Source organism: Bacteroides sp. LFL-34 (genome assembly GCF_027257075.1).
GTDB lineage: Bacteria > Bacteroidota > Bacteroidia > Bacteroidales > Bacteroidaceae > Bacteroides > Bacteroides ovatus.
Window position 1 is genome coordinate 93167 of the sequence record NZ_JAPQKZ010000007.1, and the last position, 20385, is coordinate 113551.

Sequence of the window (20385 nt, forward strand, 5' to 3'; positions counted from 1 at the left end):
AGACATCTGAAAGCCAAATAAAAAAAATAAAGAGATGAAAATAGCTATTATAGGAGCCGGACACATAGGGAGTGCAATCGTCACTTGTCTGGCGCAAGGACATCTTTACAATGAGAAAGACATTATTGTCTCCAATCCAAACATTGATAAACTGGAGAGACTGCAAGAACATTTCCCTGCAATACACATAACGACCGATAACCAACAAGCCATATCGGAAGCCGAAGTAATCGTCCTCGCCATCAATCCCTGGAAAGTAGATGAAGTATTGTCTCCTCTACGTTTCTCACGTACACAAATCCTCGTATCTCTTGTGTCCGGAGTATGTATCTCCCACCTGGCTCATTTAACAGAAGCCGAGATGCCTATCTTTCGGGCAGTTCCCAATATGGCCATTACAGAACGTTCCAGCCTCACTTTGATAGCTTCCCGCGGAACCGATAAAGAATATCAGCAATTAATAAAACAGATATTCGAAGAAGGAGGAAAATGCCTGTTCCTGCAAGAGGAACAACTAGATACCACTTCCGCATTAACTTCCAGCGGAATAGCTTTCGCCCTAAAATATATGCAAGCGGTTATGCAGGCAGGGATTGAGCTAGGAATTCCCGGCAAGGATGCCATGCAAATGGCAGCGTATAGCATGGAAGGAGCGACAGAACTGATTCTGAATCATAACACTCATCCATTGCTGGAAATAGAGAAAGTAACCACTCCGGGCGGAACCACTATAAAAGGATTGAACGAACTGGAGCACAAAGGCTTCACTTCTTCTATTATTCAAGCCATCAAAAGCAGTGCCACAACTTTGATTGATAAAGAGGAAGAAGATGTAAAAATCTTCCAATAGTCCTTATGGTATGGTTTCTCAAGTCCTTTTTGCCTATTTTGAAATGCTATATATCCCAAAGCCTGCATAAAAGGACTTAAGAAAATGTATGCTTAGATTTTATATTCCTCTATCTTCCGGTACAGGGTGGTAAGTCCGATTTTCAACAAACGGGCAGCTTCCGTTTTATTCCCTTTTGTATATTCCAACACACGTGCAATATGTCTGCGTTCCATTGCGGCCAACTCAAAACTGCCTACACTATCATCCGAACATTCATAATGAGTGTTTTGGATTTCCAAAGGAAGATCACAAATATCCAGTCGCCCCCCTTCACACACAATCAGGCTACGCTCAATCACATTTCTCAACTCACGGATGTTCCCTTTCCACGGCTGTTGTTCCAGCGCTTCCAGAAAAGCAGGAGTCATCTCATTGATGGCATACGAAAGTTTTTCGGAAAAACTTTTGGCAAAAGCAGTTGCAAGAATTCTGATATCACCGGTACGTTCACGAAGCGAAGGAAGATGCACCTGAAAAACCGAAAGACGATAAAACAAGTCTTCACGGAAATGTCCTGCTTTGATCTCCTCCTGCAGGTTGCGGTTGGTAGCAGCAATGATACGCACATTGACTCTTGTCGGCTTGGTATCACCGATCTTTATATATTCTCCTGTTTCAAGGATACGCAGTAACTTTGCCTGCAATTCGAAAGCCATCTCTCCGATTTCATCCAGAAAGATCGTTCCGTTATTAGCTTCTTCAAAAAGTCCTTTCTTATCCTTCAGCGCACCGGTAAACGAGCCAGCCTTATGTCCGAACATCTCGCTTTCGAGCAGTTCTTTACTGAAAGACGAACAGTTGACCGCCACAAAATTCTGTTTGCTCCGTTTACTACTATAATGTATAGCTTGCGCAAAGACTTCCTTTCCTGTTCCTGTTTCCCCCGTCAGTAATACGGGAACATCTGTCACAGACACTTTCTGCGCCAGAGATACAGCCTCTTTCAACACCTTTGACTCACCCAGAATAGAATCGAACGAGTACATCTGCCCGACTTTCTTTTCCAGTTTTTCCAAACGGACATTCATCTTTGCTTTCTCCACGGCACGGCTGATTAAAGGAATAATCTTGTTATTATCATCTCCTTTCGTTATATAATCAAATGCACCGTTTTTAATAGCCTGCACCCCGTCGGGAATATTGCCGTGAGCAGTAAGAAGAATCACCTCTACATTGGGAGCTATTTTCTTGATGTTCAACACCAGATCTACTCCGTTTCCATCAGGAAGAAAAACATCGCATAAAGCTACGTCGGGCGATTGAATTTCCAGTTGTTTGATGGCAGCTTTGCAATCACCTGCCTGACACACTTCATAGCCCTCAAGTTCCAGCATACGAGCTAAAAGACTGCGAATCTGGACTTCATCGTCAATAATAAGAATTTTACTCATACAATTTATCTACATTAAATAGAAGAATGAAAAACAGGGTGCGCAAATATAGTTTTTTTATCTGAATCCATGAACATTTCTTCGATACAGTTTGTTATTTCCGCAGGAAACTATTTACGCTATAAACAGATGAAAATAATTATTATTGGGGGAGTTGCAGGAGGAGCCACCACTGCTGCCCGAATCAGACGAGTAGATGAAACAGCTGAAATTGTCCTTTTAGAAAAAGGAAAGTACATATCATATGCCAATTGTGGCCTACCCTATTATATAGGAGGAGTGATAGAGGAACGGGATAAATTGTTCGTGCAAACACCCGAAGCCTTTTCTACACGCTTCCGCGTAGATGTACGCACAGAAAATGAAGTGATTTTCATTGACCGGAAAAGAAAAACAGTGACTGTCCGCCAAAGCAGTGAAGATACTTATGAAGAGAGCTATGATAAGTTAGTCATATCTACCGGAGCCTCTCCGGTACGCCCCCCTCTTCCCGGAATCGACCTAAGTGGAATCTTCACACTAAGGAATGTCACCGACACAGATCGGATCAAAGAATATATCAAGAACCACGCCCCACGAAAAGCTGTTGTCGTAGGAGCCGGATTTATCGGCCTTGAAATGGCGGAAAACTTACAGGCACAGGGAGCGAAAGTATCGATTGTGGAAATGGGCAATCAAGTGATGGCCCCTATCGACTTTTCGATGGCATCACTTGTTCACCAACATCTGATGGATAAAGGAGTAAACCTCTACTTGGAACAAGCTGTCGCCTCTTTTAGCCGGGATGGAAGAGGATTGAAAGTAACTTTCAAGAATGGCCAGTCAATTTCTGCCGACATCGTTATTCTATCTATCGGCGTCCGCCCGGAAACTAATCTGGCACGGGCTGCCGAACTGACTATCGGCCCTGCAGGAGGTATCGCCGTAAACGATTACCTGCAAACCTCTGACGAGTCTATTTATGCTATCGGTGACGCGATCGAGTTCCGCCACCCGATCACCGGCAAACCCTGGCTCAACTATCTCGCCGGACCTGCCAACCGCCAGGGACGTATCGTTGCGGACAATGTCCTCGGAGCAAAGATTCCTTACGAAGGCTCTATTGGTACTTCAATCGCAAAGGTTTTCGACATGACCGTTGCTTCAACCGGCTTACCCGGCAAGCGTCTGCGTCAGGAAGAGATAGACTATATGTCGTCTACCATTCATCCCGCTTCCCATGCCGGTTACTATCCGGATGCCATGCCGATGAGCATTAAAATCACTTTCGATAAAAAGACAGGAAGATTGTATGGCGGACAAATCGTTGGTTACGATGGGGTGGACAAACGGATTGACGAACTCGCACTTGTCATCAAGCACGAGGGAACAATCTACGATCTGATGAAAGTGGAACAAGCGTATGCTCCTCCGTTCTCTTCGGCCAAAGATCCGGTAGCACTGGCAGGATATGTAGCTGAAGATATCATCACAGGCAAAACCAATCCTGTGTATTGGAGAGAATTGCGAGACATTGAAATGGAAAATAAGTTCCTGTTGGATGTCCGCACCCCGGATGAATTTTCATTGGGTAGCTTACCGGGTGCCGTGAATATTCCGTTGGATGAACTTCGCGACCGGTTGGCAGAATTACCGAAAGATAAAATGATTTATACATTCTGTGCAGTCGGGTTACGGGGGTATCTTGCTTACCGTATACTGACACAACACGGATTTGACAAGGTACGTAATCTCTCGGGAGGATTAAAGACTTATCGGGCTGCCACTGCTCCCATCATCATACGGGAAGAAAATGGAAACGAAATAGACGAATCACCCATACAAAAGGAAACCGCTTCCCAAACCAGTCAACCCAACGTTTCTACAGCTCCCGTCACTGCTGCAGCTGATGCTTCCGCTACCCCTGCCAAAACAGTCCGGGTGGATGCCTGCGGGTTACAGTGTCCCGGTCCGATTCTGAAAATGAAGAAAACAATGGATACACTGGTTTCAGGCGAACGGGTGGAAATCACCTCAACCGATCCAGGTTTTCCGCGCGACGCCGCCGCATGGTGCAGTTCGACGGGTAATCAATTGATTTCGAAAGATACCTCCGGAGGAAAATCTATTGTTGTAATAGAAAAAGGAGAACCAAAATCGTGCAATATTGTTACTTCATGTGAGGGCAAAGGAAAAACCTTCATCATGTTTAGTGATGATTTGGACAAAGCCTTGGCTACTTTTGTACTGGCAAACGGCGCAGCAGCTACGGGACAAAAAGTCACCATCTTCTTCACTTTCTGGGGACTGAACGTTATCAAGAAGTTGCACAAACCGGAAACCGAAAAGGATATTTTCGGAAAAATGTTTGGTATGATGCTGCCTTCCAGCTCCAAGAAACTGAAACTTTCTAAGATGAGCATGGGCGGAATAGGCGGAAAAATGATGCGGTATATCATGAACAAAAAAGGGATTGATTCACTGGAATCTTTGCGCCAGCAAGCTCTGGAAAACGGTGTGGAATTTATCGCTTGCCAGATGTCAATGGACGTGATGGGAGTCAAACAAGAAGAACTCCTGGACGAGGTGACCATTGGCGGTGTAGCAACGTATATGGAACGGGCGGATAACGCAAACGTTAATCTATTTATTTAAAAAATGAACTAATAAAATATTCAAATAAGGTATGAAAACAATATGTGCAATGCGTGATGTATTCAAAGCAATGGGAAACTTTGAAACAGCATTTGAAAAAATGTACCAGATAACGCTAAATGAAGCAATGATATTGTGTGCCCTCAAAGAGGCATCGGAGAAAGTGACGGCTACCAACCTGTCCAAGCAAACCGAGCTAAGCCCCTCACACACATCTAAAATGCTGCGAATACTGGAGGAAAAAGGACTGATCGTCCGGTCGCTCGGAAGCGAAGACCGGAGACAGATGTACTTCCACCTGACCCATACGGGCAAGCAGCGAGTAAATGAACTGGAACTTGATAAGGTAGAGATACCCGATCTACTTAAACCCCTGTTTAAATAAACGGATTTTCAAACAATTATCTGTAAATAATGAACGGTGAGCAAACTCCCTGATAATGGGGCAGAGTGCTCACCGTTTTTCTTTAAACAGGGCAAAAGATATATGTTAATTTTCCGGCAAAAGAAATTTCCATCTGAACCTTTTTCCACCTTTCTTGTTGTTTCTATCAAAAGCCCAAGGTACCTGGGCGCGATTTTTATATAACCTAAACATTATAAAAGATATGAAGAAATTAATTCCTATTTTATTGGCGGTCTTTGCACTCGCTTCATGTGAAAAAGACCCGGACATGGGTAAGCTGGATGACAATTATCTGGTATACACTAACTATGACAAGAAAGCCGATTTCAAAGTTCCTACATTCTATCTGGCACCCCAGATTCTGGTGATTAGTGACAGTAAAGAACCGGAATATCTCGAAGGTGAAGGCGCAGAACAAATTCTGGCTGCTTATACAGACAATATGGTAGCCAGAGGCTACGAAGCAGCAGCAGACCAAGAAAGTGCAGATCTTGGTATCCAAGTGAGCTACATCGCAAGTACTTATTATTTCACCAGCTACACACAACCTGAATGGTGGTGGGGTTATCCCGGATACTGGGGACCTGGCTACTGGGGTGGCAACTGGGGTGGTGGATGGTACTACCCGTACGCTGTAACTTATAGTTATAGCACCAACTCCTTCCTGACAGAAATGGTAAACTTGAAAGCCGAACAGGGAGACAGTAAAAAACTGCCTGTTGTATGGACAAGTTATCTGACCGGATTTGAAACTGGTTCCAAAGCTATCAACCGTACTCTTGCAGTAGAAGCTGTCAACCAGTCATTTACACAGTCACCTTATCTTACTAACAAATAAACAACTACAACTGTTATGAAAACAAGAAAAAATATATACTTCAAGGTAGTAGCCTTGGCGGCTATTGCCATCGCCTTCGCCATGCCGGCTAAGGCACAGCTATCAGACAATGGATATGCGAATATCGACTGGCAGTTCAATGCTCCGCTAAGTAATCACTTTGCAGATAAAGCAAGCGGTTGGGGTATGAACTTTGAAGGTGGTTATTTCGTGACTCCTAACATTGGCTTGGGACTTTTCCTGAACTATCACAGCAACCACGAATATGTAGGTCGCGAAACCTTCCAGATGGGTGCCGGTGAAGTGACTACCGATCAGCAACATACCATTTTCCAATTGCCTTTCGGTGCTGCTGCACGTTACCAGTGGAATCGTGGTGGATCTTTCCAACCTTATGTCAGTGCTAAATTAGGTGCTGAATATGCTAAAATCCGCTCTAATTTCAGCATGTTGGAAGCAAGAGAAAACAGTTGGGGATTCTATGCTTCTCCTGAAGTAGGTATCAATGTATTCCCATGGGTTTACGGACCGGGCTTGCACTTTGCTTTGTACTACAGCTATGGTACCAACAAAGCTGACGTACTGCATTACAGTGTAGATGGATTGAGTAACTTCGGTTTCCGCCTGGGTGTATCGTTCTAAAAAGAACTGCAACTATCAGAATATTACGTTAATAATAAAAAAGGTAAAAGGTAGCTTTTAATATAGATACCTTTTACCTTTCTTTTTTTATTTTTTCTTCATCGCATCATAAATAGCTCCCTGTATTCGCTCACGAATGTGCAGCTGGTTCAATTTGCGGTTCGTTACGTCCGGATAAATCCGGTTGCTAAGAAATACATAAACCAGTTCATTCATTGGGTCCACCCATGCACATGTACCGGTAAATCCGGTATGACCATATACTTCGGCAGGTGCAGCAGGCGCACAATTTCCTTTCTTCGGATCATCTGCATCGGGCTTGTCAAAACCTAAGCCACGCCGGCTGATCTTCGAGGTTTCAGTAGTAAACAGCTGGCAAGTTTCTTTGCTAAGATAACGTTGTCCATCTATTTCTCCTCCATTCAGCAACATCTGATAAACGCGGGCTACATCACGGGCAGTAGAGAAAAGTCCGGCATTTCCGGCCAATCCGCCAAAGAAAGCGGAAGCCTCATCATGTACAAATCCCTGCAAAGTCTCTTTACGCAAGAAACGGTCTTTGTTGGAAGGGACAATTTCCGATTTGGCAAAGCGGCGTAAAGGCAGGTAACCTGTATGTTCCAACCCCATCGGCTCATAAAACTCACGTTGCAAATAGGCTTCCATAGGCATACCGGCCAGTTGTTCCACCAACATTCCCAAGAGTATAAATCCGACATCACTATATACATAGCGCTTCTGCTTTAACGGAGCTTCTGCAATTTTCTCTTCTATCACCTTTCGGAAAGAACGGTTTAACCACAAACTGTCACAGATCTGAACAGTATAATCACCGGTCTTGACCGGAGAAATATATTCACTCTTGAATTTGAATTTCGGATTCGCCCACGTAGTCGTACCAATCTGTACCGGATGGTGGACATCTTTACGTGCGCTGAACAATCTTCCGTCATAGCTATCCTTATCGATGGCTTCCTGATAAAAAGGAATCCAGGAAGGTAAACCGGACTGATGATACAGAATTTCCTGAATCGTTATATCTTTCTTATCAGTACGTTGCAAGAACGGCAAATGATCCGAAATTTTATCTGTCAGATTAAAACGTCCCTTATCGTAGAGTTTCATAATGGCAAGCAAGGTACCCGTCGTTTTTGAAAGGGAAGCCAGATCGTAGATATTCGTAGATTCGACACGAGGACTTCCTTTACCCGTATAAGTACCGAAAGCCTTGTCGAACATAATATGACCGTTTTTCAGTACCACCACCTGGCAACCAGGATAGGCTCCCTGACGAATACCATCCAATGCAATGGAATCAATCCGTTTTAGATGAGCAGAGGAAAGCCCGTATTCTTCCGGAACGAAATGCAACGGCGTTTTAGGGGTAATAGTCACTCCTGCTCCCGTTGGGAACAGTTCTCCCAGACTTGCCGACAACTGTCCGTCTGCAGATGCCTTGGCAAATAGCACATCTGCCACCTGGCGCTGCACGTCACTACTATAGCTATGTCCCAGCACCACCGCCGAAGCATGAGCCACCGCGCGCTGAATCTGCAACATCATCTTCCCGGGAGTAAAAAACAGATAAATGGCCGGGCTTTCGGGAACAAACTTAGCAAAGAAAGGCTGATAAGGAGCCAGCCGCTGTTCACTGACGGCTACAATAATCCGTTTATAGGTAGACAAAGAATCACGCAACCGCTGATTTTCCTCTTCCGTCTGATTGGCACGAAGGGAAAAACGAGCCAAAGACGTATAGCGGGAAAGTTGTTTCGCCAACGCATCAGTTTCTCCGGGATCTCCTACCTCGAGCAATGCAATCGCCTGCTCTTTGTCTGTATGCAAGGGGAGAATATGATTCTTGTTGTTCAGAACTGTTATTGCCGCTAAATTCAACCGGCGAACCAAATCACGCGTTTGCGGACTGTTAATCCGTTGTTCCAGACCGGATAATTGTACATACGACTTTTTCTTCAGTCCCAACACATATTTATAAGTCAAGACCTTACGACATTTGCTTTCAATATCTTCGCGGGTCAACTCTCCTTTTTCAATGGCTTCCAGTACGGCCGGTATCTCTTCCTTCAAGTTTCGGGGAGACAATACCATGTCATTACCAGCTTTCAAAGCCTGCAAACTGACATTTCCATTTCCCGCCACTCCTTTCATGGCAAGCGCATCCGTAAATATGAGTCCTTTGAACGCCAACTCATCTGTCAGCAAATCATATACGACATTGCGGGACAAGGAAGACGGAAGTCCACCAATCGGTTCTATCACCGGAACTTGCAAATGTCCTACCATCATACCGCCCAATCCGGCACGGATGGCTTCTTTAAAAGGATAAAGTTCCACACTGTCCAGACGCTCACGAGTGAAAGGAAGTACCGGAAGCGCCTTATGCGAATCAACATCGGTATCTCCATGTCCGGGAAAATGTTTACACACAGATAAAACCCCTCCACTTTCCAAACCGGAAGCATAAGCGATAACCTTATCAGCCACCTGTATCGGATCTTCTCCAAAAGAACGGGTATTGATTACGGGATTTTCAGGATTTATATTCACGTCCGCCACCGGAGCAAAGTTGACCTGTACTCCAATCTGTCGGCATTGACGAGCAACTTCACGCCCGTATTCATAGAGCAGCTTGTTGTCACGGATACATCCCAATACCATATTCCGTGGAAAAACAGGCATACCACGCAAACGCATGGCCAGTCCCCATTCTCCATCAAAGGTAATCATCAAAGGGACTTTTGCCTGCCGTTGCGCCCGGTTTGTCAGTTCAACCTGATTTTGCATCTTCCCACCGGAAAAGAGAAGTCCGCCCACTTTATAGGTGTCGATTACTTCGCGCAACAGTTCCAGATTTCGTTTGGTATCTACCGGGGCAATGGTATAGATGAACAACTGCCCTACCTTTTCTTTAAAGGAAAGCTTATCCATAACCGAATCAACCCAGTGCCGGCAGTCTTTGTCCTGAAGGGCTTTATACACCAGCAGAGGTTCAACGGTTGTAGCATTCTGCGCCGGACTTGAAACCGTGCCGGCCGCAATAAGGAATAAAAGCGTTACTATTGAGGGGATTATCTTCATTTATGTTTCAAAGTCAAATCGAGACGGCCTACACGAACACCATTTTTTCCCGTGTGCATAACAGGCACCTCTTTTCCGTCCATATTCAAGTATGTTTTGGGGCCTTTCATAAATGTATGAGAGTGCCCGCCCAGAATCACGTCGATATTGCGTGTTCCGGCAACCAGATGTTCATCCATTTGAATGCCCAGATGAGACAGGCATACTACCAAATCACAACCTTCTTCGTCTTTCAACAAAGCAGCTATTTCGTTGGATACGCGGACAGGATCTTCATAAACGACTCCTTCGCATTTATTAGCCTGAATCATCCCTTCCGGTTGGGTTCCAAGACCAAACACACCAATTCTCAAACCATATTTCTCAAGAACGACGTAGGGTTTAACTATATCTTTCAATACCGTAGCATCCAGATTATAGTTGGCACAAACGACCGGGAAATTAGCCATCTTGAAAATACGTTCCATATTATCCACATCAAAATCAAACTCATGGTTACCGATAGTCATAGCGTCATAACCCATTTCATTCATTAGTTTAACTTCCACTTCTCCGCGGAACATATTATAATAAGGTGTCCCTTGAGAAATATCTCCGCAGTCGAAAAGCAGCACATTCTTATGCTCCTTGCGGAACTGTTCGAGAAAAGCAGCCCGGCGAAGAAAACCACCTTTATTATAGTATTCGTCCCCCTTCTGATTGACAGGTTCGATACGACTATGCACATCGCTTGTTTGTAAAATAATCACTTCTTTGGTATCCTTATCCTGCGCAAAAATTGAGAAAGTAAAGCTCAATACAAGACATGACAGGAATAATATCTGAAATCTTTTCATATTCAATATTTTTAGATTCTCCTTTTTATTTTATGGTAATACGTCCATCCAGTTTGGAGGTAATCGCTTTGCCTTCGGCAGTCTGTTTGCGTACATAATCAAGAAATAGGCCGCGTAAGGTTGCGTCTTCGGGACATACTCTCTTTTCCGCCTGCAGGAAAGCATCCATCCGTCCGTTTCCATCTGCCAGATAGTCGATAGTAGCCACCGTGTAAAGCTGGTCATCCTTTAGTGGTTTTCCACCGACAAAGGCGTTCAGCAACTTTCCATCTTTGGTGATTTCAAGACGGATACCGCTCACTCCTTCTCCGTGTAGAGATGCAATCGCTTCAAAAAGACGTCTCAAGTCTGTTCCTTTCATAGTCAGTACGCAAAGAGAATTCTCAAAAGGAAGAATTTCAAACACATCGCCTACCGTGATATCCCCTTCGGGCAAGATATTGCGCAAGCCGCCCATGTTTACCAGTCCCATATCGGCAGGTTTCCCCAACACCTGAACCGCTGCTTGCTGCAAAACACCCGCAACAAGGTTGGAAAGCAAACTTTCGGGACCTCCTTTATCCATTTTCATTGCACTGGTACCGATGACTTCATACATCATCGCGTCTACCTTTTCCTTATAAGGCTTTAATATTTCGGCAGCTTTTGCATTGGGATGGGTATCCCAAACAGAATCAATCGTTATCATGCTACCCTCTACTTTGGTTACTTCGTACTGTGCCGTAGTCTCGCGTGCAGTCCGGCAGGAAGTAAACAGGAGGGCTCCTGTCAACGCTGCCACCATCAGATACTTTGCATAAGTCTGTTTCATGTTCGCTATTTTTAGATATGCTACAAATATACAAAAACATTTGGCTATCTGGCAAATAATTCGTTACTTTGCACCGCTTTCGCGCAATCGCTGTCAAGAGAAGAGATACTTGGTATGTTGCGTTGTAACGATGAAACAATTTAATAATAACAACAATGGATTTAATTAAAATTGCAGAAGAAGCATTTGCTACCGGAAAACAGCACCCGAGCTTCAAAGCAGGAGACACTGTAACAGTAGCATATCGTATTATCGAGGGTAACAAAGAACGTGTACAGTTGTACCGTGGTGTTGTTATCAAAATCGCCGGTCACGGAGACAAGAAACGTTTTACTGTACGTAAAATGTCAGGAACTATAGGCGTAGAAAGAATTTTCCCAATCGAATCACCGGCTATCGATAGCATCGAAGTGAACAAGGTAGGTAAAGTTCGTCGCGCTAAATTGTACTACCTGCGCGCTCTTACTGGTAAGAAAGCTAGAATCAAAGAAAAAAGAGCTAACTAATAAGCCGAACTTTTCGATTCGAAATAAAAAAGGGAACTTCATTATGAGGTTCCCTTTTTTATTGTATATTTTCTCAAACATTCTCATGCCTATGAGAAAAAATTCTCATTGCAATGAGAATAATTCCTCAAAGGTATGAGAATATTTTCTCACTCCGGTGAGAATAACCCTTTGTCTGAATAAGCCGTACACGTCAGAAAGGACTAAATAAAACAAAGCCCCGAAAGTCATAAACTCCCGAGGCTTCATTACCTTTATTATAATAATGAAATGTTATTCTTTCAAATCTTTCAGTTCCCAAGCCAATGCACTGGCGCCCAGTACAGCAGCATCAGAATCCTTCAATTCGGAAACGAGCAGTTTAGTCTTGCCTTTATAGATATTCAGGATATTATCATCAATTGATTTCTGAATTGGTTTCATGATATAGTCACCGGACTTAGCCAAACCACCAAACAATACAATTGCTTCAGGGCTGGAGAATGCAATAGCATCTGCCAGTGCTTCACCCAAGATGTTACCTGTAAAGTTAAAGATTTCCTGTGCCAGTTTATCACCTTGTACAGCTGCATCATACACATCTTTTGAAGTGATGTTTTCTGCAGGAATGTTACGAAGCAAGCTAGCATCCGTACGGGCAGCAAGGAATTCACGGGCTGTGCGAGCTACACCGGTAGCCGAACAGTAAGTTTCCAGACATCCCTTACGGCCACAACCGCAAAGACGACCATCGCGACGGGCGATAACGTGTCCCAATTCACCTGCAAAACCGTCATGACCATACACCATCTGACCGTTGATAACGATACCGCTACCCACACCAGTACCCAGTGTAATCATGATAAAGTCTTTCATACCACGGGCAGCACCGTAAGTCATTTCACCGATAGCAGCAGCGTTTGCGTCGTTTGTCAAAGCAGTGGGGATACCCAGTCTTTCTTCAAACATGGCAGCCAACGGAAGAATTCCCTTCCAAGGCAGGTTCGGAGCAAATTCAATCGTTCCCGTGTAGTAGTTGCCATTCGGAGCACCGATACCAATACCTCTGATTTTATCAACACCACCATTAGCAATAATCAATGGAAGCAGACTTTTACACACTTCATCAGCGTATTCTTCTACTGTAGGGTAACCAGATGTTTTGATTGAACTGCTGGCAATAATAGTTCCGCGTGCGTCTACAATTCCAAAGACGGTATTCGTTCCGCCTATGTCAATACCTACTACGTAGGGTTTTTCCATGTTTGAATTCATGATACTTTTATTTAAAAGGGTTAGTTAATCATTAAGTTTACTGCACACAAATTACGTAAAGAAGATTGAGTCTACAAAATGTTTTTTGAAAAAAGTTCAACCTGTTTGCAACTTTTCGTATCTTTCGCACGTCTAATAGTAGAAAATTATCAGAAAACAGAAACTAAATAAAGAAAATTGTGATACAACTAACGAATATCAATAAGACCTACAACAACGGAGCGCCTCTCCATGTACTTAAAGGTATCAATCTCAACATTGAACAGGGAGAATTTGTTTCTATCATGGGAGCATCCGGGTCTGGGAAATCAACTTTACTCAACATATTGGGAATCCTCGACAACTACGATACCGGAGATTATTACCTGAACAACGTACTTATCAAGAACTTGAGCGAAACCAAAGCTGCCGAATACCGGAACCGTATGATCGGATTTATCTTCCAGTCATTCAATCTGATTTCCTTTAAAGATGCCGTAGAGAATGTAGCACTTCCTTTATTTTACCAGGGGATAAGTCGCAAAAAACGAAATGCGCTTGCCTTGGAATATCTCGACCGCCTGGGTTTAAAAGACTGGGCACATCACATGCCGAACGAAATGAGTGGCGGTCAGAAACAACGTGTAGCCATTGCACGAGCTTTAATCACCCAACCACAAATCATTCTGGCAGATGAACCAACAGGAGCTTTGGACAGCAAAACTTCTGTGGAAGTGATGCAGATTCTGAAAGATCTTCATAAACTGGGAATGACGATTGTCGTTGTCACCCACGAAAGTGGAGTCGCCAACCAGACAGACAAGATTATACATATCAAAGATGGAATCATCGAACGTATTGAAGATAATATCGACCATGACGCTTCTCCTTTCGGAAAAGACGGTATCATGAAATAATCTAAAATCCACCACTATACAAACATTATCATGATTGACATCTGGCAAGAAATATATAGTACCATCAAACGCAACAAGCTAAGGACTTTTCTCACAGGATTTGCCGTGGCATGGGGAATCTTTATGCTTATCGTCCTACTAGGTGCAGGCAACGGACTGATCCACGCATTCGAGCAATCGGCTTCCGAACGTGCCATGAACTCCATCAAGATTTTTCCGGGATGGACCAGTAAATCATACGACGGACTGAAAGAAGGAAGACGGGTGCAACTGGACAATAAAGACATGGATGCTACCAGTCATTATTTCCCGAATCATGTCATCAAGGCCGGAGCAACCGTGTGGCAGGGAGGCGTTAATCTTAGTTTCGGACAAGAATACGTCAGCCTGAACCTTTCCGGCGTATATCCCAATCATACAGAGGTAGAAGTCGTGAAGCTTTTCGAAGGACGTTTTATCAATGAAATCGATATCAAGGAACGCCGGAAAGTTATTGTGCTTCATAAGAAAACAGCAGAAATCCTTTTTAACAAGACTCATACCGAGCCAATCGGACAGTTTGTCAACGCCGGAAATGTGGTTTATCAGGTAGTAGGTCTTTATAATGATAAAGGAAATAGCGGAGACAGCGATGCCTACATTCCTTTTACCACTCTGCAAACGATTTATAATAAAGGAGACAAACTGAATAACCTGGTCATGACTACCAAAAATCTGGAAACAGTAGAGGCCAATGAGGCTTTTGAAGCCCATTACCGCAAAGTATTGGGAGCCAACCATCGGTTTGACCCAACGGACCACAGTGCTATCTGGATATGGAACCGGTTTACCAACTATCTGCAACAGCAGAAAGGTTCGGGCATGCTGCGTATCGCCATCTGGGTAATCGGCATCTTTACGTTACTTAGCGGAATCGTTGGAGTTTCCAACATCATGCTGATTACCGTCAAAGAACGTACCCGCGAGTTTGGTATTCGTAAGGCTTTGGGAGCCAAACCGCTTTCCATTCTCTGGTTGATTATCGTAGAGAGCGTCACCATCACCACCATATTCGGATATATCGGCATGGTAGCCGGTATCGGAGTGACCGAATGGATGAACAGCGCTTTCGGCAATCAGACCATGGACACCGGAATGTGGACGGAAACCGTTTTCCTGAATCCGACAGTAGATATAAGAATCGCCATACAGGCTACACTCACATTAATAATAGCTGGTACGTTAGCCGGATTATTCCCTGCCCGAAAAGCAGTTAGCATCCGACCGATCGAAGCACTTAGAGCAGATTAAGACTATGAGAATAGACATGGATACCTGTGAGGAAATCCTCATTACCATTACAAGAAATAAAACGAGAAGCCTGCTGACTGCATTCGGTGTTTTCTGGGGAATCTTTATGCTCGTAGCCCTTATCGGCGGCGGGCAAGGATTGGAGGACATGATGAAAAAAAACTTTGAAGGATTTGCCACCAATTCCGGTTTCCTTGTCTCGCAAAGAACGGGCGAGGCTTACAAAGGCTTCCGCAAAGGAAGATGGTGGAATCTGGAATCTACCGACATCGACCGTCTTCGCTCCCAAGTGAAAGAGGTGGAGATCATTACTCCGTCCGTAGCCCGTTGGGGTTCCAAAGCCGTATACGAAGATAAGAAATATGATTGTAGCGTGAAAGGATTGTATCCGGATTATCTCCACATTGAATCACAGGAAATGGCATACGGCAGGTTCATCAATGAGGTGGATATAAAGGAAGCACGCAAAGTATGTGTCATCGGAAAACGAATTTATGAAAGTCTTTTCAAACCGGGAGAAGACCCGTGTGGCAAATATGTAAGAGTAGATGGCATTTATTATCAAGTGATTGGCATGTCTTCTTCCGAAGGGGACATGAATATACAGGGACGGGCTTCGGAGGCCGTCACTCTTCCTTTTACTACGATGCAGCAAACATATAATCTGGGAGGACGAATTGATGTGATCTGTTTCACTGCGAAGCATGGAGTCAAAGTGTCTGAAATACAACCCAAAATGGAACAGGTCATTAAAGCCGCACATTATATCTCCCCGGATGACAAACAGGCTGTTATGTGCCTGAATGCCGAAGCTATGTTCTCTATGGTCGATAACCTGTTTACCGGTATCAACATACTTGTTTGGATGGTAGGATTGGGAACTTTGCTGGCAGGTGCCATCGGAGTATCCAATATTATGATGGTGACCGTTAAAGAACGTACCACAGAAATCGGTATCCGCCGGGCGATCGGTGCACGGCCGAAAGATATTCTGCAACAAATTCTATCAGAGAGTATGGTACTTACCACCATTGCAGGAATGTGTGGAATATCCTTTGCCGTCATGGTGTTGCAACTTGTAGAAATGGGAGCCAACGCTGACGGAGGGGACACCCGTTTTCAAGTTACTTTCGGACTGGCAATCGGTACTTGTGCCCTTCTAATCGCACTGGGAATGTTGGCAGGTCTGGCACCTGCTTACCGGGCCATGGCTATCAAACCGATTGAGGCGATTCGGGATGAATAAGGAAGTGGAACAGTTATCTGGATATGTGAGGAGTTTAGTTTCAATCATCAATCGTAAATAATAAAATTATAAATAAAATCATGAAAAAGTATCTGAAAATCACATTATTGGTAGTCATTGCTATCATTCTTGTCGGAACATTCGTATTCCTTTATCAGAAATCCAAGCCTAAGGTAATCACTTACGAAACAGTTAGACCGGAAATGACTGACCTCCAAAAAACTACAGTAGCTACCGGAAAGGTGGAACCGAGAGACGAAATTTTAATCAAACCGCAAATTTCGGGTATTATCGACGAAGTATATAAAGAAGCCGGACAAGCTGTAAGAAAAGGGGAAGTTATTGCCAAAGTAAAAGTAATCCCTGAACTCGGACAACTGAATTCTGCAGAAAGCCGTGTGCGCCTGGCAGAAATTAATGCAACCCAGGCAGAAACGGATTTCGCCCGTGTGAAGAAGTTGTATGACGGTCAGTTAATTAGCCGGGAGGAATACGAGAAAAGTGAAGTGGCTTTGAAACAGGCTCGCGAAGAGAGACAGACGGCCAAAGACAATCTGGAAATCGTAAAAGAAGGAATTACCAAAAACAGTGCCTCTTTCAGTAGCACGATGATTCGCTCTACCATTGACGGGCTAATCCTGGACATACCTGTAAAAGCTGGTAATTCGGTGATTATGAGTAATACGTTCAATGATGGAACCACGATTGCTACGGTAGCCAACATGAACGATATGATTTTCCGCGGCAATATTGATGAAACAGAAGTGGGACGTATCCACGAACAAATGCCAATCAAGCTGACCATCGGAGCTTTACAAAATCTGACTTTCAATGCCATTCTGGAATATATCTCTCCGAAAGGGGTGGAAACCAATGGAGCCAACCAGTTTGAAATCAAGGCTGCGATTACCATTCCGGATTCTGTTCAGATTCGTTCCGGATATTCGGCTAATGCGGAAATCGTGTTACAAAGAGCCAATCAGGTTTTGGCAGTGCCCGAAAGCACTGTTGAATTTAGTGGTGACTCTACATTTGTGTACATCATGACAGATTCAGTGCCCGAACAAAAGTTCCAGCGTACACAGGTGACTGCCGGTATGAGTGATGGAATCAAGATAGAAATCAAGAAAGGGGTAACCGTTCAGGACAAAATACGTGGTGCAGAGAAAAAAGATAAATAATTGAATCCTATGAAAATAATTCGTAAAACCATATCAGCCCTTCTGCTTGCCGGAGTCGGAATCACCTCCATCGAGGCACAGAACAACCTTTCGCAAGCGTGGACGCTGCGGCAATGTATCGACTATGCCATTGAGCATAATATAGAAATCCGTCAATCGGCCAACAATGTCGAAGCAGGCAAAGTGAGTGTAAACACCACTAAATGGGCACGTCTTCCGAATTTGAGCGGTAGTGCCAGCCAAAACTGGAGTTGGGGCCGTACCGCTTCTCCGATAGACAACTCGTATAGTGACATTAACAGTGCCAATACCAGTTTCAGCTTGGGAACAAACGTACCTATATTTACCGGTTTGCAATTGTCCAACCAATATTCACTTGCCAAACTGGATTTAAAAGCTGCCATAGAAGATTTGAATAAAGCCAGAGAAGATATTGCAATCAATGTCACTTCGGCTTATTTACAGGTTTTATTCAATCAAGAATTAAGTAAAATTGCTCATAATCAGATCGATTTAAGCAAAGACCAGTTAAAACGTATTCAAGGTCTTCAGGGAGTGGGTAAGGCATCCTCTTCTGAAGTGGCCGAAGCACAAGCCCGTGTCGCACAGGATGAAATGACTGCTGTACAATCAGACAATACGTACAAACTATCCTTACTGGATCTCACCCAACTCTTGGAATTACCCACGCCTGAAGGATTTGTACTCGAAAGTCCTAAGGAAGAATTAGAGTTCGAATCTCTCACTCCGCCGGATGACATATATACACAGGCACTTACTTACAAACCAAGCATTAAGGCTGCGGAATATCGTTTGCAAGGTAGTCTTAATAGTATTCGTATTGCCCAAAGTGCGTTTTATCCACAACTCTCTTTCAGTGCCGGTCTGGGAAGTAATTATTATACGGTTAGCGGAAGATCAGAGAGCAGCTTCGGCAGTCAGATGAAAAACAACCTGAATAAATATATAGGATTTAATTTGAGTGTTCCAATCTTCAACCGTTTTGCCACAAGAAACCGGATACGCACCGCTCGTTTGCAACAAATAGACTTATCCTTGAAGTTGGATAACAGTAAAAAAGTACTCTACAAAGAAATTCAGCAAGCCTGGTACAACGCTCTGGCAGCAGAAAGTAAATACAACTCCAGTGAAGTGGCAGTAAAAGCCAACGAAGAGTCTTTCCGCCTGATGAGTGAGAAATTCAATAACGGCAAAGCTACCTTTGTGGAATACAATGAAGCCAAACTTAATCTGACGAAAGCTCTTTCGGATAAGTTGCAGGCAAAATATGACTACCTGTTCCGGACTAAAATTCTGGATTTCTACAAAGGACAGGTCATTGAATAAAAAAGAAATAAAATTGAGTTTAGTATAGTAGTTCCTTAAAACATATCCGTTGGTTCATTCGTTATTATAGAAAGAACTAACGGATATGAAGTATTTTATCGTCCTAGTGATTATAATGATTAGTAATACATTTTTAGGAGTTGCTAAACCAATGAAGAATCAAGCAGAAATCTATTTTGCGGGAGGATGTTTCTGGGGAACAGAACATTTCCTGAAACAAATTCGAGGAGTAGAAAGTACTCAGGTAGGATATGCCAACAGTAATGTTGCCAATCCGAGTTATGAACAGGTCTGTTCCGGAAAAACCAATGCTGCCGAAACAGTAAAGGTGGTTTATGATCCGAAAACGGTAGATTTGAATTTACTGCTCGATCTATATTTCAAGACAATAGATCCTACCAGCCTCAACCGGCAAGGTAATGACCGGGGAACACAGTATAGAACCGGAATTTATTATGTAGATAAAGAAGATCTCCCTGTCATCAAGCAGGCAATTCAATTATTATCCGCACAATATAAAACTCCTATTGTCCTAGAAGTAAAGCCATTGACTAATTTCTATCCGGCAGAGACTTACCACCAGGACTATCTGGATAAAAATCCGGGTGGATACTGCCATATCAATCCTGCTTTATTCGAAATGGCACGCAAAGCGAATGCGCCGAAAGCTAAAGTGTATCAAAAAGCGGATGATGCAACCCTTCGTAAGAAACTCTCGGCGGAACAATATGCCGTAACCCAAAAGAATGCCACCGAACCAGCTTTCCACAATGAATACTGGAATGAGCATCGTCCCGGCATTTATGTAGATATTACTACCGGAGAACCTCTGTTTGTTTCTACTGACAAGTTCGATTCAGGTTGCGGGTGGCCAAGCTTTTCCCAACCAATTCAAAAAGATCTGATCGCAGAAAAGAAAGATACTTCACACGGCATGATACGTACGGAAGTACGCAGTAAAACCGGAGATGCTCATTTGGGACACGTATTCACAGATGGGCCGAAAGAGAAAGGTGGATTACGTTATTGCATCAATAGCGCTTCACTTCGTTTTATCCCGAAAGATAAAATGAAAGAGGAAGGTTATGGAGAATATCTACCACTCGTTAAATAAAT

At 43.7% G+C, this 20385-nt stretch carries 17 protein-coding genes; 12 read left to right on the forward strand and 5 right to left on the reverse strand.

Going from position 1 to position 20385, the window contains the following annotated elements; genetic code table 11:
- Positions 1-34 precede the first annotated feature (34 nt).
- Entirely contained in the window at positions 35-850 is an 816-nt protein-coding gene (gene proC, locus N5O98_RS05960; protein ID WP_004311973.1) for a pyrroline-5-carboxylate reductase, read from the forward strand.
- Positions 851-942: 92 nt separating this feature from the next.
- On the opposite strand, the gene N5O98_RS05965 is transcribed toward proC, so the two are convergent.
- A complete protein-coding gene (locus N5O98_RS05965) occupies positions 943-2283 on the reverse strand; it encodes a sigma-54-dependent transcriptional regulator (protein ID WP_004311972.1) in 1341 nt (446 codons plus the stop codon).
- A 129-nt stretch (positions 2284-2412) separates the two neighbouring features.
- On the opposite strand from N5O98_RS05965, the gene N5O98_RS05970 reads away from it, so the two are divergent.
- The 4 genes from N5O98_RS05970 to N5O98_RS05985 all read left to right on the forward strand — a co-directional run bounded on the left by N5O98_RS05970 (position 2413) and on the right by N5O98_RS05985 (position 6803).
- On the forward strand, positions 2413-4917 hold the full coding sequence (locus N5O98_RS05970; RefSeq protein WP_022200084.1) for an FAD-dependent oxidoreductase: 2505 nt from the start codon (positions 2413-2415) through the stop codon (positions 4915-4917).
- 31 nt (positions 4918-4948) lie between these two features.
- Positions 4949-5302 carry a MarR family winged helix-turn-helix transcriptional regulator gene (locus N5O98_RS05975; RefSeq protein ID WP_004296191.1) on the forward strand — a complete coding sequence of 118 codons (354 nt, stop codon included), beginning with the start codon at positions 4949-4951 and terminating at the stop codon, positions 5300-5302.
- Between the two features lie 223 nt (positions 5303-5525).
- The gene (locus N5O98_RS05980) at positions 5526-6161 is read left to right on the forward strand and encodes a DUF4136 domain-containing protein (protein ID WP_004307006.1); all 636 of its coding nucleotides are present in this window, start codon (positions 5526-5528) and stop codon (positions 6159-6161) included.
- 15 nt (positions 6162-6176) lie between these two features.
- Positions 6177-6803: a porin family protein gene (locus N5O98_RS05985; protein WP_004296194.1), complete on the forward strand. Its 627-nt coding sequence runs from the start codon at positions 6177-6179 to the stop codon at positions 6801-6803.
- Positions 6804-6890: 87 nt separating this feature from the next.
- Here N5O98_RS05985 and N5O98_RS05990 read toward each other — a convergent pair whose 3' ends face one another.
- From N5O98_RS05990 to N5O98_RS06000, 3 genes are read right to left on the reverse strand one after another with little or no spacing between them, the layout of a single operon-like run.
- The gene (locus N5O98_RS05990; RefSeq protein WP_022200085.1) at positions 6891-9902 is read right to left on the reverse strand and encodes a glycoside hydrolase family 3 N-terminal domain-containing protein; all 3012 of its coding nucleotides are present in this window, start codon (positions 9900-9902) and stop codon (positions 6891-6893) included.
- A complete protein-coding gene (locus N5O98_RS05995; protein ID WP_004311968.1) occupies positions 9899-10738 on the reverse strand; it encodes a bifunctional metallophosphatase/5'-nucleotidase in 840 nt (279 codons plus the stop codon). Before N5O98_RS05995 ends, N5O98_RS05990 begins: the two co-directional genes overlap by 4 nt.
- 25 nt (positions 10739-10763) lie before the next feature.
- Positions 10764-11549 (reverse strand): 5'-nucleotidase C-terminal domain-containing protein, encoded by a 786-nt coding sequence (locus N5O98_RS06000; protein ID WP_004311967.1) that lies wholly within the window; start codon positions 11547-11549, stop codon positions 10764-10766.
- A 155-nt stretch (positions 11550-11704) separates the two neighbouring features.
- Between N5O98_RS06000 and rplS the strand changes: the two genes are divergently transcribed.
- Positions 11705-12055, forward strand: a complete 351-nt coding sequence (rplS, locus tag N5O98_RS06005; protein ID WP_004296199.1) for a 50S ribosomal protein L19 — start codon at positions 11705-11707, stop codon at positions 12053-12055.
- Between the two features lie 273 nt (positions 12056-12328).
- Here the strand turns inward: rplS and N5O98_RS06010 are convergent, their stop codons facing one another.
- The gene (locus tag N5O98_RS06010; protein WP_004307000.1) at positions 12329-13309 is read right to left on the reverse strand and encodes an ROK family protein; all 981 of its coding nucleotides are present in this window, start codon (positions 13307-13309) and stop codon (positions 12329-12331) included.
- Positions 13310-13488: 179 nt separating this feature from the next.
- Between N5O98_RS06010 and N5O98_RS06015 the strand changes: the two genes are divergently transcribed.
- The 6 genes from N5O98_RS06015 (at position 13489) to msrB (ending at position 20383) form a co-directional block, all read left to right on the forward strand.
- Positions 13489-14205: an ABC transporter ATP-binding protein gene (locus tag N5O98_RS06015; RefSeq protein WP_004296202.1), complete on the forward strand. Its 717-nt coding sequence runs from the start codon at positions 13489-13491 to the stop codon at positions 14203-14205.
- A 30-nt stretch (positions 14206-14235) separates the two neighbouring features.
- Positions 14236-15495, forward strand: coding sequence for an ABC transporter permease (locus tag N5O98_RS06020; protein ID WP_004311966.1), 1260 nt, complete (start codon positions 14236-14238; stop codon positions 15493-15495).
- Positions 15496-15499: 4 nt separating this feature from the next.
- The gene (locus N5O98_RS06025) at positions 15500-16741 is read left to right on the forward strand and encodes an ABC transporter permease (RefSeq protein ID WP_004296204.1); all 1242 of its coding nucleotides are present in this window, start codon (positions 15500-15502) and stop codon (positions 16739-16741) included.
- An 80-nt stretch (positions 16742-16821) separates the two neighbouring features.
- Complete coding sequence (locus N5O98_RS06030) at positions 16822-17922, forward strand: efflux RND transporter periplasmic adaptor subunit (protein ID WP_004311963.1); 1101 nt, start codon at positions 16822-16824, stop codon at positions 17920-17922.
- A gap of 9 nt (positions 17923-17931) precedes the next feature.
- The gene (locus N5O98_RS06035) at positions 17932-19269 is read left to right on the forward strand and encodes a TolC family protein (RefSeq protein WP_004311962.1); all 1338 of its coding nucleotides are present in this window, start codon (positions 17932-17934) and stop codon (positions 19267-19269) included.
- Between the two features lie 85 nt (positions 19270-19354).
- On the forward strand, positions 19355-20383 hold the full coding sequence (gene msrB / locus N5O98_RS06040; protein WP_004296207.1) for a peptide-methionine (R)-S-oxide reductase MsrB: 1029 nt from the start codon (positions 19355-19357) through the stop codon (positions 20381-20383).
- Positions 20384-20385: the final 2 nt, after the last annotated feature.